The organism is Paenibacillus sp. FSL H8-0261 (assembly GCF_045040645.1).
In the GTDB taxonomy this organism is placed as follows: Bacteria; Bacillota; Bacilli; order Paenibacillales; family Paenibacillaceae; genus Paenibacillus_AQ.
Genome location: NZ_CP150297.1, coordinates 6,432,976 through 6,449,407, shown reverse-complemented (window position 1 = coordinate 6,449,407; position 16,432 = coordinate 6,432,976). Strand labels below are relative to the sequence as shown.

The following is a 16,432-nucleotide window of genomic DNA, read 5'->3' as shown; positions in this document are numbered from 1 at the left end:
TAGAAGCCCGGTAACACTGGTTACTGAGGTGATAACCATATGAATGAACAAGACAAAAACAAAACAAACCATGATGAATCTCTCAAAAAATCGCAGGGAGATTCAGGTGCTAAACCTTCTTCATGGAGCAAGATGTTATCTAAACGTTGGGTGTTCCCAGCAGTCTACACGGCGGCAGCGGCAATTATACTAACTTTGGTGTGGGTCTATCAGGATGCCGGCCAAAAACCGCTGGACACCGCCGCCACATCACAGCAAGTAGGAGCTTCGACTAACGAAGCTGGTACTGCAAACAGTAATCCAGATGCCCTTGAAGTTCTTGCTTCAGCGGAAAGCTTGGTTTGGCCAGTAGCCAATCCAGGTGAAGTAGAAGTGGTCAAACCGTATTATGATGAGAATGGTACAGAAGACAATCACGTTGCCGCAATGGTGCAGTATAACGACAAATTTATTCCTAATGTCGGTATCGATCTTGCCCGTGAAGACAACAATACGTTCGACGTCAAAGCAGCGCTTAGCGGTGAAGTTACTAGAGTGGACGATGTTGCAGTGTTAGGTAAGGTCATTGAGATTACCCATCAAGGTAATATGAAGACCGTCTACCAAAGTCTTGGCGAAACGAAAGTGAAACAAGGCGATGTTGTGAAGCAAGGAGATACGCTTGCAACCGCAGGTCGCAGTGAAATCGAGAAGGACCTTGGCAATCATGTACACTTTGAAGTGTATAAGGACGGCAAAGTAGTTAATCCATCAGAGTTACTGCCAGGGCGATAAGAATATTTACTGCAGGGGGCTAATGCCCCCTGTTTTTATGTGAAAAAGGCTTTTCGTAAGCAGCATGCTTATAAAGAGCCTTATTTTTCTATGAGAAACGGTTATTGTCTTTGATGAACCAACGACGTTCCGTCTTGCTAATAACAAGGCTTCTTGGGTTGTCCATTAAATAAAATGAGCCCTCCCAGGCTTGTCATGTCTTGAAAGCGCGAATATATAAGCCCGCCCCTCATATAATGTACCAAACTATCCACAGTTGGGAGGCGGGAGCGTGCACGATTACATCAAGGAACGTACGATCAAAATCGGACGCTGCATCGTGGAAACCAGGCATACGGTCCGGACCATAGCCAAGGAATTTGGCGTTTCAAAAAGCACGGTGCACAAAGACTTGACGGAGCGTCTGCCAGAGATCAACCCTGATCTGGCCGATCAGGTGAAGCACATTCTTGAATATCACAAATCCATCCGACATCTTCGGGGGGGAGAAGCCACAAAAATTAAATATAAAAAAACGACGGGGAAAAAACGTGAGGTTGCTGTAGCATCAAAGCCATAAGATTTTCGGAAATTTAAGGAAATATTCAGCTTTAAAACATTGTGTAGTTCCCCTAAAGTATGTTATTTTTAAATTTAGTACTAACTGCTGTTTTTTCAATTAAAATAACACTTTGGGGGCTCTTTCATTATGTTTAGCAAGGATATCGGAATCGACCTCGGCACGGCCAATGTGCTCATACATGTTAAGGGAAGGGGAGTCGTTCTGGATGAACCTTCCGTGGTCACACTTGAAAGTGATACGAAGAGAGTCCTTGCGGTGGGAGAACAGGCACGTCGCATGGTTGGACGTACACCCGGAAATATAACAACTATCCGTCCTTTACGGGATGGTGTCATTGCAGATTTTGAAGTCACGGAAATGATGCTGAAGTATTTTATCGACCGTGTTGGCGGTCGCACCTGGTATTCACGGCCTCGCATTCTGATATGCGCCCCTACAAATATTACATCTGTGGAACAAAAGTCCATTCGGGAAGCGGCAGAACGCAGCGGGGCTAAGGAAGTATTTATGGAAGAAGAGCCAAAGGCCGCTGCGATTGGAGCGGGAATGGACATTTATCAGCCAAGTGGAAACATGGTCGTCGATATCGGTGGCGGAACGACGGATGTAGCCGTACTTTCTATGGGCGACGTCGTTACCGCTTCTTCGATTAAAGTCGCTGGAGACAAGTTCGATGAGGCCATTTTAAGATATATTAAACAAAAGTATAAATTGTTGATCGGTGAACGGACAGCAGAGGATATTAAGGTTACTATTGGTACGGTTCGACCTGGTTTGATGAAGTCCGAAATGGATATTCGTGGCCGGGACATGGTAAGCGGACTTCCCCAAACGCTCACTATTACGGCGGCTGAGGTAAAGGAAGCATTATGGGATCCGGTTTCTTCCATTGTGGCTGCAGCTAAATCGGTACTGGAGCGTACACCACCAGAATTGTCTGCGGACATCATTGACCGGGGTGTGGTTCTTACTGGTGGAGGTGCTTTGCTTAACGGATTGGACGAGCTACTCTCAGAAGAATTACATGTACCTGTTTGGGTAGCGGAAGACCCTATGCACTGTGTGGTAAAAGGAACAGGAATTATGCTGGACAATTTGGACAAGGTCGTTAAGAAAAAGTTCTAAGCAGCCGATATAAAAGGTAGCATTAGATTCGGAAGGAGACTACCTTCATGATAAGAGGTTTATATACGGCCGCTGCAGGTATGGTTGCGCAGCAACGTAGACACGATACGGCAACACAGAACATCGCTAACTTAAATACTACGGGATATAAGCAGGTTGACAGTGTTAATCATGCTTTTCCGGATGTCTTGATCTCGGCTATGATTAATGGCAATACCACGCCGGTGGGGCGCCTTAACACGGGAGTTTTTGCAGAACAGTCAATATCCCAATATTTACAGGGTGATTTAAGGGAGAGCGGCAAGTCTATGGATTTTGCTTTATCTACAGATTTGCAAGTCGCCGACCCTGTGACGGGTCAAAATATAGCCTTTGATGGTTCAGGGAAATATGTAAGTCCTGAGGGTGAGGTTATTTACCGTCCACAGGCTTTCTTTACCGTTCAGGATGCTGAGGGCAATAACTTATTTACCCGAAATGGAAGCTTCACAGTAAATGCGGCTACGGGAGAAGTGTTGAGCAGTGGAGGCTTCAAGGTTCTGGATTCCACTGGCAAGCCACTTGTCTTGACAGGAAATCAGGACACCCTTAAAGTGGACGGGCAGGGTAATGTACTAAATCCAGTAACAGGACTTCCGACAGGGACCAAGATTGGTGTGAGTGTAGTTACAAAGCCGCAGGAGCTTGTGCGTGATGGTAAAGGTGTGTTTCACGCTGATGATATAGCGGCGGCGGACATTCGTTACTCCAATGCAACTGATAACTTACAGGTGCGTCAAGGGTATTTAGAGGGCTCCAATGTTGACCCTACTCAGGTTACTGTTGATTTGAATGCCGCATACCGGGCATATGAAGCGAACCAAAAGATCGTCCAATACTATGATAGCAGCTTGCAGAAGGCTGTAACTGAAGTCGGCAGGGTATAAGTGCTGCTTATGAAATGGGTTTTACAGGTACAGCTTATAGGAGGTTTGATCTATGAACAACTCAACGATTAGTGCAGCAGTCTCCATGTCCAGCCTTCAGCAGCGGCTTGATATTATAGCGGATAATCTAGCCAATATGGATACAAATGGTTATAAGAGCAAGAAAGGCTCCTTTGAGGATGTGCTGACTCGTGTGCAGCAGCAATCGGATGACTATGATCAGCCGGGCCGCGCTACACCTCTAGGTTTTAATATCGGTTTCGGGACTTATGTGCCTTCGATTACGACTAATTGGGAAGAAGGTCCCCTTAAAGAAACAGGTAATCCAACCGACTTGGCGCTTCAGGGTAATGGGCTGTTTGGAGTTCAGGTCAATGGAACTACAGCTTATACAAGACAAGGTGACTTTCACTTTACGCCTGACACCACCGATACAACCAAGATGGTCCTTGTAGATAATACGGGGAATCCGGTACTGAATACAGCAGGTAATCCTTTAACGGTCCCTGTGGGTGTGAATGCAGCTATCGATGAATCCGGTCGTGTATTAACGAAACAGTCAGAGAATGGACCTGTTCGGGTAGCAGGTACTATAATGATTGTAGAACCTAAGACACAGAATGCTTTAAAGGCAGTGGACGGGAATTTCTATATGCTTGCCGATGGAGTTACAGCACAGCAGGCTTTTGTACAAAGAGCGGCAGGTGAGGCGTCTGGAATTGGAGTACGCTCAGGGTGGCTGGAGCAGTCAAATGTCGATATGACCACAGAAATGACAGAAATGATGCAGATTCAACGTACGTATCAACTCGCAGCTCGGGCGCTTTCTTCCAGTGATCAGATGCTAGGTCTGGCCAATAACATGCGCGGGTAGAGGTGAAGGAATGGAACGTCAGAAAAAGGTGAAGTCGGAAGACAAACCAGAAGACAAGAAAGAGCCGAAGCGGCGAGGATTATCAAAATGGACACTTATCCAGTGGATTCTTATTCCTTTGCTTCTCATAGCTGCACTTGGAGGCGGACTGGTTGTCGGTTACGTTGTCCTTGGCAAAAAAGAGTTTAGCGATGTTCTACAATGGAGCACATGGAAACATGTCTATGATTTGGTTTTTGCTCCATAATTTAAGATGATAACGACTCCCTTCTTGCTTAAGGGAGTTTTCTTTTTTATACGGATAAATGTATAATGGTGGGGGGCCTCGGGCAGCAAAAAGGGCCCTCTCCGCCATGCTATCGCATCCGGTGGAGAAAGCCCCTTATCTCAACCTCCACTTCTGCAGGTGGTGAAGGATATATATAGTTTTTACCGAAGCTGCCTAAATTTATGCAGTTCGGCGAAGAATAAATGAAGTAACATCCGAAAGGAGTTTTGTTAATAATGCTGGATATCAACCAAATTCAAGAAATCATTCCCCATCGGCCTCCATTTCTGCTGGTGGACAAGATCACTGAGATTGAAATGGGTAAACGAGCTGTTGGCATTAAAAATGTAACGATCAACGAACCTTTCTTCGCAGGTCATTTTCCAGGTTATCCGGTAATGCCGGGCGTACTGATTACAGAAGCTCTTGCACAAGTTGGTGCGGTTGCTATTTTAGGGGTAGAAGCGAATCGCGGTCGGATTGGCTTTTTAGCCGGGCTCGATGGATTCCGTTTCCGTGGTCAAGTCGTACCGGGAGATACGCTCACTCTTGAAGTGGAGATTACTCGCCTTAAGGGCAGTATTGGAAAAGGACAAGCTACTGCGTCGGTTGAGGGGAAAGTTGTTGCCTCTGGGGAAATTATGTTTGCGCTCAGCTAATATTAATTAGCGAATATATATTATACATGGAGAAGGAGAGATTCTAAATGACTCAATTAAGCCCAAAAGCGGCAGAAACCTTATCTCGCTGGCTGGAGAACGCATCTGTTGATGAGTCTACGAAGGCGGAGCTGCGCGCTCTGGAGAACGAGCCACAGGAGCTCGAGGAACGATTTTATAGAGATCTAGAATTCGGTACAGGTGGTCTACGCGGTGTAATTGGCGCAGGTAGTAATCGTATCAATCGTTATACGGTAGGTAGAGCTACACAAGGTTTCGCTAAATATATTCTGGAGACGCATACTGGAGCGGGAAGACCTTCTGTTGTTATCGCTCATGACTCCCGTCGTTTCTCGCCTGAATTCACACTTGAGGCTGCTCTTGTATTGGCTGCTAATGGCATTGAGGCTCATTTATTTACTTCTCTGCGCTCAACACCCCAATTGTCGTTCAGCGTGCGCCATTTGAAGGCAACGGGCGGTATTGTTATTACTGCAAGTCATAATCCGCCTGAATATAACGGGTATAAGGTTTATAATTCTGAAGGTGGACAGCTTGTCCCTGACGAAGCCGAAAAGGTCATTTCTTACATATTAGGGGTTGACACTTTTGATGGTGTGAAGCGGATTTCCCAAGAAGAAGCGGAGCGTCAAGGTCTGCTGCACTGGCTTGGTGAGAAGGATGACGAAGCGTTTACCGATACTGTCGCTGCGGTTAGTCTTGCAAGTGAAGAGATCGCCTCTACGCTTGGAAAAGACTTCAAAATCGTATACACCCCGCTACATGGTACTGGTAACCTGCCAGTCCGCCATGTGCTTGAGAAAATAGGTTTCACACAGGTGCATGTTGTACCTGAGCAAGAACAACCAGATTCCGAATTTTCCACTGTAAAATCACCGAACCCAGAAGAACGCGAAGCCTTTACACTGGCTATGAAGCTGGGCGAAGAGTTGAATGCAGACCTCTTAATTGGCACGGATCCCGATGCAGACCGTATGGGGGCAGTGGTTCGCGATAATGAGGGTAAATTTGTTGTTTTGTCGGGCAATCAATCTGGAGCTTTGATGATTCATTATTATTTGAGCCGTTTACAGGAACAAGGTAAGTTGCCTAGCAATGGTGCAGTTGTGAAGACTATCGTGACGAGCGAGATGGGGGCTGCTGTAGCCTCTCATTATGGTGCAACTGTATTTAATACGCTAACGGGATTCAAATATATTGGGGAAAAAATGACTCAATTCGAACAATCCGGAGATTACACATATCTTTTCGGTTATGAAGAAAGCTATGGTTATCTTGCAGGTAACTATGCTCGTGATAAGGACGCCGTTCTTGCGGCTATGTTGATCGCTGAAGCAGGTGCTTATTACAAAGCTCAAGGCAAAACATTATATGATGTTCTTCAGGAATTGTATGAGCAGTTCGGATACTTCTTGGAAAGCCTGGAGTCCCGTACACTGAAGGGTAAGGATGGCGTTGCGCAAATTCAAGGTATCATGAATGATTGGCGTACGAATGCTCCACAAGAAATTGCGGGATCTGCCGTTACAGAGGTGCTGGATTATTCGCTAGGCTTGAATGGTCTGCCGAAGGAAAATGTACTAAAGTATTTGCTGGCTGACGGTTCATGGTTCTGCCTGCGTCCTTCAGGTACCGAGCCAAAGATTAAAGTTTATTTTGCGGTTGTGGGTGAATCCTTGCAGAATGCTAAGGATAAGGTAGCTACACTATCCAAGCAGGTTATGGCTCGTGTTGACGGGGAACAATAAAATAAGAATATAGATCGCGCTCTATATTGTGAAATTATATTTTTTACGTAGAAACGGGTACCGTCTCTAAAAGGATGACGATCCGTTTCTACTTTTGTAAAAAGAGTTTTGAAGTGAAAGAGGAGGTACTTTTGGTGCAGCAAAAATGGCAACGTTGGAATATTTCTTCCCGAAAGTGGCTGTGGATCATAGTTGTGGTTGGCGTTTTAGCTGCCTTGCCAGTTGTCTATGACCGTCTGCAGACGGAGAAGTCTTCCAAGACAGTGGAATTTGTATTTGATTACCGTGATTTAGTTGAAGTAGCAAGCTATCGTGCAAATCCGCAGGATTATATTTCCGAACAGTTAGATCGTCTAAAAGATGCTGGTGTTCAGAGTATGGCGATTTACGAAAGCACGCTGGAAGATTATCGGAAGGCGCGTCGTCTAATGATGTGGGGTGCGGCTGATATCGCTAATCTTACGGATACAATCATTCCGGTGAATGAGAACTATACTTATGTTCTTTTTACTAATCCTGATTACTACCAGGCCCTGGCGCCTGTCATTAAAGAGGCATTCGGTAATCTTGGGATTACTTCGAAGGAATGGAGTTTCCGCGGACAACAAGGTCTTATTATTGAGACTCCAATAGAAGATGCTACACTGAAGCCACTTCAGCCGGATCCATTTACACTGGAGATGCTGCATGACAAAGGGTTCACCATTGTACCGCGTCTTGTGGATTCTTTGACTTATAATAACGCGACAGTTAAGAAGCTGTTAGATCGTTATGAAGAATTGGGTGTAAAACGAATCCTATTCGAGGGAGAGTCCGTTAAAGGGTTTAATGATGATGCCGATACGGCTAGTATCACTGACTTTGCAAATCTCCTTAAGGAACGTGGAATCGGAATTGCAGCAATTGAAAATATTAAGAAGCAGCAGAAGGGCTTTAACAAGCTTGCTTATTTGCTGGACTATAACGTAACACGGTTATACTCCCTTAGCGAAGGGGACTCTGCCTTAGATCCAAAAGTGATCTCAGATCGTTTCGCGCTGGCAACAAAGGATCGCAATATCCGCATGATTTATTTAAATACGATTCCTTCACGGAATACAGCTAAGGCACAGATTACAGATACGCTAGACAACCTTGTCACGAGTCTGAGTGATCCTGGTGGTGCCGTTGAGCAGATCAAAGACAATGGGTTTAAGTTAGGACAAGCTACGGCTTTTGAAGTTGTAGATTCGTCTTATCAGCGTTACTTCAAGCTAGTTGCGGTAGTTGGCGCAGTCTCATTAGTAGCGCTGCTGATTTCTTACTTTATTCCATGGCTTACGATCCCAGCATGGGTGCTAGGATTACTGGGAAGTGCAGGCCTGCTGGTCTTGAAACCAGAGCTATTTGAGCAGGCACTGGCGCTAGCGGCTGCGATAAGTGCACCAACCCTGGCGGTTGTACTTGCCATTCGTAAGGTTAATGAAATGGGACCTCCGCTACGGAACAATACCCTTACCTACAAGGCTATGAGCCCGCAACGTCGGTTTACGCATAGTCTGGTGCTTTATTTGAAGACTTCATTAATTTCTTTGAGCGCTGTGCCATTCGTGATCGCACTGCTCAACAACATAACCTACAGTCTAGTGCTGGACCAGTTCCGTGGTGTTAGTCTGCTCCATATGGCGCCTATCGGCCTTGTAGCACTTTATGTACTCCTCTATCGTGGAGAGTTTGTCTTTAACAAGACAGGTAAGCTGCTGCGTACACCAATCACATTAGCTATGGTTCTTGCCGCTATGGTTCTTGGGGTCGTAGGTATGTATTATTTAAGCCGTACTGGAAATGGTGGTAACGTAACACCTCTAGAAATGGCCTTCCGTACATTCCTAGAGAATACGGTTGGTGTCCGGCCGCGTAATAAAGAGTTTTTGCTCGCACATCCGTTATTAATTCTTGGTGCATTCCTGGCCTTTAGATATCGGAATGCAGCATTTATCATGATCATTGCCGTAATTGGTCAACTCTCCATGGTGGATACCTTTGCACATATTCATTCACCTGTTCTGATCTCGCTGGTTCGTGGATTGCTCGGTCTTGGACTCGGACTGATCATTGGTATAATTGCCGTAATCGTATGGCAGATTGCAGAAGGGTGTTGGAAACGATGGTCGCCACTCCTAAAAAGATAGTTATCTCTGGTTACTATGGTTTCCGTAACAGTGGAGATGAGGCGGTGTTGCAGTCCATTCTAATTGCAATGCAGAAACAGTCTCAAGCTTTGGGTATATCCATTGAGCCTATAGTGCTGTCCATTGATCCTGAGTGGACGAGCGCCACATACGGAGTGAAATCCGTGCACCGGATGAAGCTTGTTGAAGTCCGTCAAGCGATTTATGAGAGCGCTGGTCTGATCAGCGGTGGGGGTAGCTTACTGCAGGATGTCACAGGCAGCAAGAGTATTCCTTACTATTTAGGTATTATCAAGCTTGCGCAGTGGATGGGGAGACCAACCTTTATCTATGCTCAAGGTATCGGGCCAGTGAATCGCAAGCTTTTTCACCCTTTAATCAAATCCGTGTTTCGTAAATGTACTTATATATCTGTGCGGGATGAACAATCCCGCGAGCTTCTCCTATCTATGGGACTGGAACAGAAGAAGATAGAGGTTGTTCCCGACCCGGTTATGGGCTTGTCTTTGCCAGAAGACACGGATGCTACTACACAATCTTCAGAATTATCTGATTCACTTCCGGTGATTGGGATATCGGTGCGTTTTTGGGAGCAAGACCGCAGAGAACTGGAGGCTCTTGCACAAGGCTTGATTAAGGCCAACCGTGAGGTTCCGTTACATTTGCGATTTCTCCCTTTTCACACCCCTTCGGACAATGAGGCTTCACGTTATGTGATGGATAAACTGAAGGGAAATATAACCGAGCATGGTGGGCAGGTCAGTATTTGTGAGGATGCCATTCACCCGCAGCATATGCTACGGGAAGTGGGACAATGCGATGTTCTGATTGGTATGCGACTTCATAGCTTGATCTACGCGGCTGGAAGACGTGTTCCACTGATTGGTATTTCTTATGATCCGAAGATCGATCATTTTCTAGACAGAATTCAGTGCCACCCTGTTGGACCAACGAACACACTTGATGCTGAACATGTTGCTGCCGAGATTGTCCATCTTTTGAATACAGGGCAGGTATGGAGAGCAGCACGGGAAGATGTCCTTTCCAAGTTGATTCAAGAAGCAGAGGCACCAGCTCGGCAAATCGTAGAATATTTTCACCATAAAGGATGATCTAAAGTGAAAGCAGAAAGCGCGGTACCTACAGTTCCTATTTTTGGAATTAGAGTCTCGAAAGTTGATATGGCAGCAACGGTTGCCTATTTGACGGAGGCTGTTCATACCCGTATCCCGCATCAAGTGATTACAGCTAATCCCATTATGGTTATGGCTGCACTGGAAGATCCAGCTTATATGGATATTATGAAATCGGCTGAATTGGTTGTCCCCGATGGGACAGGTGTTGTATGGGCTGCTAATTATTGTAATGAGCCGGTATCAGAACGGGTAGCAGGTTATGATCTGTTACATGAATTGATGCGGCAGGGTGAAAGATATAGTTGGAAGGTATATCTCCTAGGTTCTACGCCTGAAGTGATTCAGGAAACCGCTGAAAGGTTACAATTGCAATATCCGGGTGTTATCATTGCAGGATATCACGACGGTTATTTTGGTCCGGATGCAGATGAAGAAATTGTTGCTGGAATCGTTAAGGCTAATCCTGACTTATTATTTGTTGCCAGAGGTGCGGATAGTCAGGAACCTTGGATTGCTAAATATAAGTCCAAACTGGGCGTTCCGATCATGATGGGGGTCGGCGGCAGCTTTGACGTGATCTCTGGGAAGAGCAAAAGAGCGCCAATAGCCTTCCAAAAAATGAGAATAGAATGGTTGTACCGTCTCCTAAAAGAACCTACACGGTACAAACGAATGCTTGCACTGCCGAAATTCGCATTAAAAGTGGTGCGTGAGAAAGATAAAGTAACAAAAGTCTAGCAAAATGCCGATATTCACCTAGAAAATGAGATAAATAGCCTAAATAAAGGATTGGAATTTGTTTTTGTAACAGCGTATAATTCAATGCGGTAGAGAAATGGGGGTCGACTGATCAAATGTTAATCATATACATCGCTGGATTTATCGTATGCATGGGACTCGCACTTGGCCTCACACCTTTGGTGAAGAAATTCGCCATTAAGATTGGTGCAACAGATGTGCCGAATGCTCGTAAAGTGCACACGAAAATTATGCCCCGCCTTGGCGGATTAGCTATTTTTCTAGCGTTTGTGTTAGGCCTGCTTGCCGTATTGCCGATTATTCCATACGAGTTCACTCCGCGGGAGGTCAACTTCATCAAAGCGCTGCTGTGTGGTGGCGGACTGATTGTACTTATCGGTGCACTCGACGACCGATTCGAATTATCAGCAAAAGTGAAGCTACTGGGCCAAATTATCGCAGCCTGTATCGTTGTTTTCGGCTTTGGTATTACTGTAGATTTTGTGAATATTCCATTTAACAATACGTATTCCTCACTGGAGAGCTGGATTGCTATTCCGCTTACGATTTTCTGGATTGTCGGTGTTACCAATGCCGTTAATCTGATCGACGGGCTGGACGGGCTTGCGGCTGGTGTATCAGGAATTGCAATTGCTACGATTGCGGCAATGGCTTTCGTGATGGGAAACACCATGGTGGCAATGCTGTGTCTGTTGCTTTTGGGTAGCATCATCGGATTCCTGTTCTTTAACTTCCATCCTGCTAAGATTTTCATGGGAGATACGGGTTCGCTGTTCTTAGGCTTTTGCTTGGCATTACTTGCTTTGCTAGGATTTAAACAGATTGCAGTGGTTTCGTTTATTACACCTTTGCTTATTATCGGTGTACCATTGTCGGACACGTTCTTTGCGATCGTGCGCCGTAAGCTGCAAAAGAAACCAATCTTCGCACCAGATAAAGGTCACTTGCATCACTGTCTACGCGAGCTTGGCTTTAGCCACCGCCAGACTGTACTTATTATTTATGGTATTGCTGCGTTTTTCGGTATTCTAGCTGTCATTCAATCATCCGCAGCTCTTTATGAAGCGAACTGGGTTACGTTCGTGGTCATCTGTATCATGCTCTTCTTCCTGCAGATTGGTGCTGAAATCACAGGTTTGATCGGGAAGACTAAACGGCCGCTGATTGATTTCTTTTTAAGAATGCGTATGAAGGCTGATCCGGAAAGAGGCTCTAAGTCCTAAGTGACTAAGCAATTATTCTAAAATTTTCTATAAATAACAAAACTCATCCGATTTCGGATGAGTTTTTTGTTATTTTCCCTAAAAATATCACTACTTATGACCGATAAAGAACAAAGTGAAGGTTTACGAGAACTTATACTCAAAGGAGAGATATAACACATGCAACGCTTTAAGAGACCGTTCGTTTGGCTGATGCTGGCGGCTTTGATCGTTTCTATGTTCCCAGGTAAATACACGCCGATAGCGGCAGCGGCTACCACGAGCTCTACGACTTTCTTCAGTCCGGATGATCTCACATTACGTAATACCGTTTTGTTGAAGCAGGATGTTGTACCAACAACAGATAATCAAAACCCAGAGGGGTTAATTAGTCGTTCTAGTGTCTACAAAATAAGTAATCCTACCTTTTCGATTACAGGGACTTACTCACAGGTAACTTCATCTACAATGAAGGTTACTGTTGAGCAGTTAACTCAGGATAGCTCAACTAAAAAATGGGTAACGGATTCGACTCGCTTGACTACGGGAACAGTTACAACAGATAACAATAGTCCGGACAATCGCTTTGTGGCGTCTGGTCTTGTTTTGTATACGGGGTTTAATAAGATTACTTTCTCCGGTATGCAAGGTAATCTTCAACGTTCAGAATCATTCTATGTGCTATATGATCAAGTGCCTTACGTAACAGAATTAAAAGTATTGGGTGGACCTGCTGCGCTTAATTTGAACGAAGGAACACAGGTTGTTGTGCCGGTATCTACAGTTACTCTTCAAGGTAAAGTAGCGAATGCAACGAAAGTAAGTGTCTCCGTGAATGGCGGGACTGCATTACAGACCTCTTTATTGGAAGATGGAACTTTTTTTACACCTGCTTTGAACTTGAATCCGGGTTTAAGTACTCTTAAAATTGTGATTCAGAATGCTTCGGATTCTATTACCATAGACAGATCGGTATATTTCTTTGATAAGGATCAACCGTTTGCTTCTTTGAACATCAATCATAATTCTGTCGATTATAATATTCTAAATGATAAAGTACCTACATTAACTGCTGATCTTAATCCTAGTGTTGCAGGTTTTACAGGACAAATATTGGTGCCTTACAACGTAGCTCCATTCAAAACAAGTGCTGTACTAACGCTTAATAAAGGTACTACTAGTAGTGAGAAAGTTGTTACGATAAATGAGGTGAAAGAGGAGTTAACTATTCCTGGTCCTGATGGCGTTACTCCCACGTACAAGTTGGTCAAATTTACGACTAACACAAATCTAGATATTCTCCCAGGTGTAAATGACTTTAAACTTTCCGTTGATTATGGCACCCACAGTAGTTCTCATATCTATTCTTATAAATTTTTAAAAGATGAGACTGTCATAACAGAAATGTATTATCTTCCTGGATATACAGGCTCAGGGGCTCTTACAAATATCTCAAAACTGCCTCTAAATGGTCAACAGTTGGAGAGTGATACCTTTTATATTTTGGCAAAAACAAATAAAGCAACTTCAGCTGTTTTAACTGCTAACTATTTACCTTTGAGTAATAAACCGTTAAGTATATCTCCTGTTCCTGAAGCGGTTACCGGTACAAACGAATACGTTTATAAAATTACGGGTTTCTCTAACGGTCAGCAGAAAGTACAGTTCCGATATACAGGATCGGAGTCTTATTATAATGCTGATATTTCATATGTATCTAAAAACTATATTTATGTAAGTAATCTGCAGGACGGACAAACCTACGAATTCGATTCAAGTATCGATAGAACTCTGAATGTTAATGGTGAATATATCGGATTTGAGAATATTGAGAGTGCACAAGTACAGATTAATGGTATTGATAGTAACTATTTACCAGATACTAAGAATTCGGCGGGTACAGTTATTGTAAACAAATTTGCACTTGGTGTAGTGAAGGATGGTTCAACTAGCGACAAGACGACCTTCAATTTTAACTTAGGGATTAGCCAGTCGGGTCCCTTGGTGTACGGTGAGAATAAAATCGTGTTTACAGGGGTCTCTAAAGATAGTACAGGAAATCAGCGGATTATTAAAAAAGAACTGAAACTCTACATCATTGATACCAACATATCTGGGTTGAAGCAGTTCCACCCAACCGTAGGAGATAATCGTCTACCTTTTACGTCAACAACTCTTACTAATGAAGTAGAGCGTAATGCAATTCTTGCATTGCCATCTGAAATTATTTATAAGGACGAAAAATATACAACAAGCAAAGATAAATTTGACTTGGTGCTACAAGGAAGCGGAGCTTCGACGTTAAATCTATATCAGGGTTCAACTCTGGTGTTTACTTCAACAGGACAAGATAAGCTCCTAACAGACAATCCTGAAGGTCCTATTGGTCCAAAACGTTATCCTGATGAGTTGGCTGCAAATGGCCTGTACTATGAGTACATCGGAAGCGCTAAGAACTTTATCTTGCGATTACGTGACATTAAATTTGATGCCCCAGGAAGTCAAGTTTATACACTTGAGCTTATTAATAAGACAGGGGCAAGAACTACACAGCGTCTCGAGGTAGTACGAGAGGTGGCTCCATATCGTCTTCTCTCACCTGTACCAACTGTGGGTAAACAAATCGTTGTTAACAAGAACTTTGTTCGTTTCGATATTGAAGCAGAAGGTGCGACTAAAGTAATTATTGGTAAAGATGAAGCCAAAAAACGCACAGATTTTCCGAATCAAGATCGTTTTACCTATGATTATGTAGGTTTGAAGGCAGACAAATCCACGCCAATTAAGATTCAAATTGTTCGTGCTAACTCTACAATTAGCGATACTATAGATGTCTATTATGCCAGTGCAGTACAGATCGACACGCAGTATATGGCTGAAAAGGTAGCTACGAAGTATAGTGTTTTCAATAAAGCTCTAGAATTGAATTTCCCTAAAGGAACAATTATGAAGGGATTTACTAGCTCTGGTGCTGCGAAATATTATCCTAATACAAAATTATTGTTTGGTATTGCGGATCCCGCTGATGGAGTCGTTGAACGTAAGAATGATTACGGAAATATTATTAACGTCACTGGTAGCGATGACAGAACTGAAGGCGGCGGAGGTCAACTTGTGATCCCGCAGGATCTCGCATTGCGTTTCACATCAACCGTTTCCACGAATAACTTTTCAAGAGTATCCGATATCTACTGGCTCAGCGGTGGCTTAGGAGAAGACGGTGTTAACATTGAAACCAATGGCGTTACTCCGCATTTTGTGGACGCTAGCGGGAAGACGGGGTATTTTACGCAGTACAGTCAAACTCGTAAAATTGTACCTTCTCAACGCGGTGAATTGACGCTTACGTTTAATTCTAGCATCGTAGATGAAGTGGGTTCGACAATTACAGTATTCCGGTATACCGATTCAGGAAAATGGGAAAACGTAGGTGGTGTAGTAGATACGAAGAAACATACCATTACAGTTCCATTTGATGAGTTTGGTTATTATACTGTTATGAAGCTACGTCGTGGTTTTGTTGATATTACGAATCATCCATGGGGCAGAAATATTATGAATGGATTGTACTCTAAGGGTTTCATGACTAATCTTCGTGCAGATGCATTCGGGGCAGATGATTTAACGACTCGTGGCGAGTTTGCTACATTGCTCGTAAAATCATTGAGTATTCCTTTGAACTATGATACCAGTAAACAGACATTCTTCGATATTGTGCCACAAGCGGTTTCGGCCACATGGGATTTCAAACATATTGAGACTGCTGCTAGGGCGGGGATTGTTACAGGACTAAGTGATGGCTTCTTTGGACCTGACCAAGCTTTAACACGTGAACAAGCGGCAGTAATGATCGCTAGAGCGCTGAAGCTGAAGATGTCTTTGAATGACAATAAACTCTTGGCAACCTTAAGTAAATCGTTTGTTGATACGAGTAATATGGATTTCTATTCACGTCCTGCCATTGAGGCTGTGTCCAAAGCTAAGATTATGGAAGGAAGCGCCGTGACGGTTACAGGACAGAAGAAACCCGTATATAACTTTAATCCAAAGGGTAAATTGACTAGAGCGGAGGCTGGAAAGATTACAGTTGCACTCTTGCAAAAGAGTACAAGCATCTTCCCGAAGAACTTTAACTAAAGCAAAAAAAATGTTCACCGGCCTGCGAAAAAATATTCGCAGACCGGTGTTTTAATGTAATGAGAGCAAT

The 16,432-nt window shown here is 44.0% G+C and carries 13 protein-coding genes; all 13 read left to right on the top strand.

The annotated features are described in order from the left end of the window. Nucleotides 1-39 precede the first annotated feature (39 nt). The 13 genes from MHI27_RS28785 to MHI27_RS28725 all read left to right on the top strand — a co-directional run bounded on the left by MHI27_RS28785 (nt 40) and on the right by MHI27_RS28725 (nt 16,362). Nucleotides 40-774, top strand: coding sequence for a M23 family metallopeptidase (locus MHI27_RS28785; protein ID WP_042192459.1), 735 nt, complete (start codon nt 40-42; stop codon nt 772-774). A 271-nt stretch (nt 775-1,045) separates the two neighbouring features. Continuing rightward, the gene (gene spoIIID, locus MHI27_RS28780) at nt 1,046-1,333 is read left to right on the top strand and encodes a sporulation transcriptional regulator SpoIIID (protein WP_019915029.1); all 288 of its coding nucleotides are present in this window, start codon (nt 1,046-1,048) and stop codon (nt 1,331-1,333) included. 129 nt (nt 1,334-1,462) lie between these two features. After that, nucleotides 1,463-2,461 (top strand): rod shape-determining protein, encoded by a 999-nt coding sequence (locus MHI27_RS28775; protein ID WP_042192456.1) that lies wholly within the window; start codon nt 1,463-1,465, stop codon nt 2,459-2,461. A 47-nt stretch (nt 2,462-2,508) separates the two neighbouring features. Next, complete coding sequence (locus MHI27_RS28770) at nt 2,509-3,387, top strand: flagellar hook-basal body protein (RefSeq protein WP_149645345.1); 879 nt, start codon at nt 2,509-2,511, stop codon at nt 3,385-3,387. Between the two features lie 52 nt (nt 3,388-3,439). After that, nucleotides 3,440-4,261 (top strand): flagellar hook-basal body protein, encoded by an 822-nt coding sequence (locus tag MHI27_RS28765; protein ID WP_339243781.1) that lies wholly within the window; start codon nt 3,440-3,442, stop codon nt 4,259-4,261. A gap of 10 nt (nt 4,262-4,271) precedes the next feature. Beyond that, nucleotides 4,272-4,508: a DNA-directed RNA polymerase subunit beta gene (locus tag MHI27_RS28760; RefSeq protein ID WP_042192450.1), complete on the top strand. Its 237-nt coding sequence runs from the start codon at nt 4,272-4,274 to the stop codon at nt 4,506-4,508. A gap of 257 nt (nt 4,509-4,765) precedes the next feature. After that, nucleotides 4,766-5,188: a 3-hydroxyacyl-ACP dehydratase FabZ gene (gene fabZ, locus MHI27_RS28755; protein ID WP_042192447.1), complete on the top strand. Its 423-nt coding sequence runs from the start codon at nt 4,766-4,768 to the stop codon at nt 5,186-5,188. Nucleotides 5,189-5,235: 47 nt separating this feature from the next. Further along, nucleotides 5,236-6,957 carry a phospho-sugar mutase gene (locus MHI27_RS28750; protein ID WP_042192445.1) on the top strand — a complete coding sequence of 574 codons (1,722 nt, stop codon included), beginning with the start codon at nt 5,236-5,238 and terminating at the stop codon, nt 6,955-6,957. Between the two features lie 134 nt (nt 6,958-7,091). Then, nucleotides 7,092-9,128: a DUF5693 family protein gene (locus MHI27_RS28745; RefSeq protein ID WP_405175186.1), complete on the top strand. Its 2,037-nt coding sequence runs from the start codon at nt 7,092-7,094 to the stop codon at nt 9,126-9,128. After that, the gene (csaB, locus tag MHI27_RS28740; RefSeq protein ID WP_405175185.1) at nt 9,104-10,240 is read left to right on the top strand and encodes a polysaccharide pyruvyl transferase CsaB; all 1,137 of its coding nucleotides are present in this window, start codon (nt 9,104-9,106) and stop codon (nt 10,238-10,240) included. The genes MHI27_RS28745 and csaB overlap by 25 nt, the downstream gene beginning before the upstream one ends. Nucleotides 10,241-10,246: 6 nt before the next feature. Next, the gene (locus tag MHI27_RS28735; RefSeq protein ID WP_405175184.1) at nt 10,247-11,002 is read left to right on the top strand and encodes a WecB/TagA/CpsF family glycosyltransferase; all 756 of its coding nucleotides are present in this window, start codon (nt 10,247-10,249) and stop codon (nt 11,000-11,002) included. Between the two features lie 116 nt (nt 11,003-11,118). Further along, a complete protein-coding gene (locus MHI27_RS28730; RefSeq protein ID WP_042131352.1) occupies nt 11,119-12,246 on the top strand; it encodes a glycosyltransferase family 4 protein in 1,128 nt (375 codons plus the stop codon). 159 nt (nt 12,247-12,405) lie between these two features. Then, a complete protein-coding gene (locus MHI27_RS28725) occupies nt 12,406-16,362 on the top strand; it encodes an S-layer homology domain-containing protein (protein WP_405175183.1) in 3,957 nt (1,318 codons plus the stop codon). Nucleotides 16,363-16,432 lie beyond the last annotated feature (70 nt).

Excerpts from the sequence above, each read along its gene's own strand:
- MHI27_RS28785 (WP_042192459.1), top strand. The coding sequence starts at position 40 with ATGAATGAACAAGACAAAAACAAAACAAACCATGATGAATCTCTCAAA.
- MHI27_RS28775 (WP_042192456.1), top strand. The coding sequence starts at position 1,463 with ATGTTTAGCAAGGATATCGGAATCGACCTCGGCACGGCCAATGTGCTC.
- MHI27_RS28770 (WP_149645345.1), top strand. The coding sequence starts at position 2,509 with ATGATAAGAGGTTTATATACGGCCGCTGCAGGTATGGTTGCGCAGCAA.
- MHI27_RS28765 (WP_339243781.1), top strand. The coding sequence starts at position 3,440 with ATGAACAACTCAACGATTAGTGCAGCAGTCTCCATGTCCAGCCTTCAG.
- MHI27_RS28760 (WP_042192450.1), top strand. The coding sequence starts at position 4,272 with ATGGAACGTCAGAAAAAGGTGAAGTCGGAAGACAAACCAGAAGACAAG.
- fabZ (WP_042192447.1), top strand. The coding sequence starts at position 4,766 with ATGCTGGATATCAACCAAATTCAAGAAATCATTCCCCATCGGCCTCCA.
- MHI27_RS28750 (WP_042192445.1), top strand. The coding sequence starts at position 5,236 with ATGACTCAATTAAGCCCAAAAGCGGCAGAAACCTTATCTCGCTGGCTG.
- csaB (WP_405175185.1), top strand. The coding sequence starts at position 9,104 with ATGGTCGCCACTCCTAAAAAGATAGTTATCTCTGGTTACTATGGTTTC.
- MHI27_RS28730 (WP_042131352.1), top strand. The coding sequence starts at position 11,119 with ATGTTAATCATATACATCGCTGGATTTATCGTATGCATGGGACTCGCA.
- MHI27_RS28725 (WP_405175183.1), top strand. The coding sequence starts at position 12,406 with ATGCAACGCTTTAAGAGACCGTTCGTTTGGCTGATGCTGGCGGCTTTG.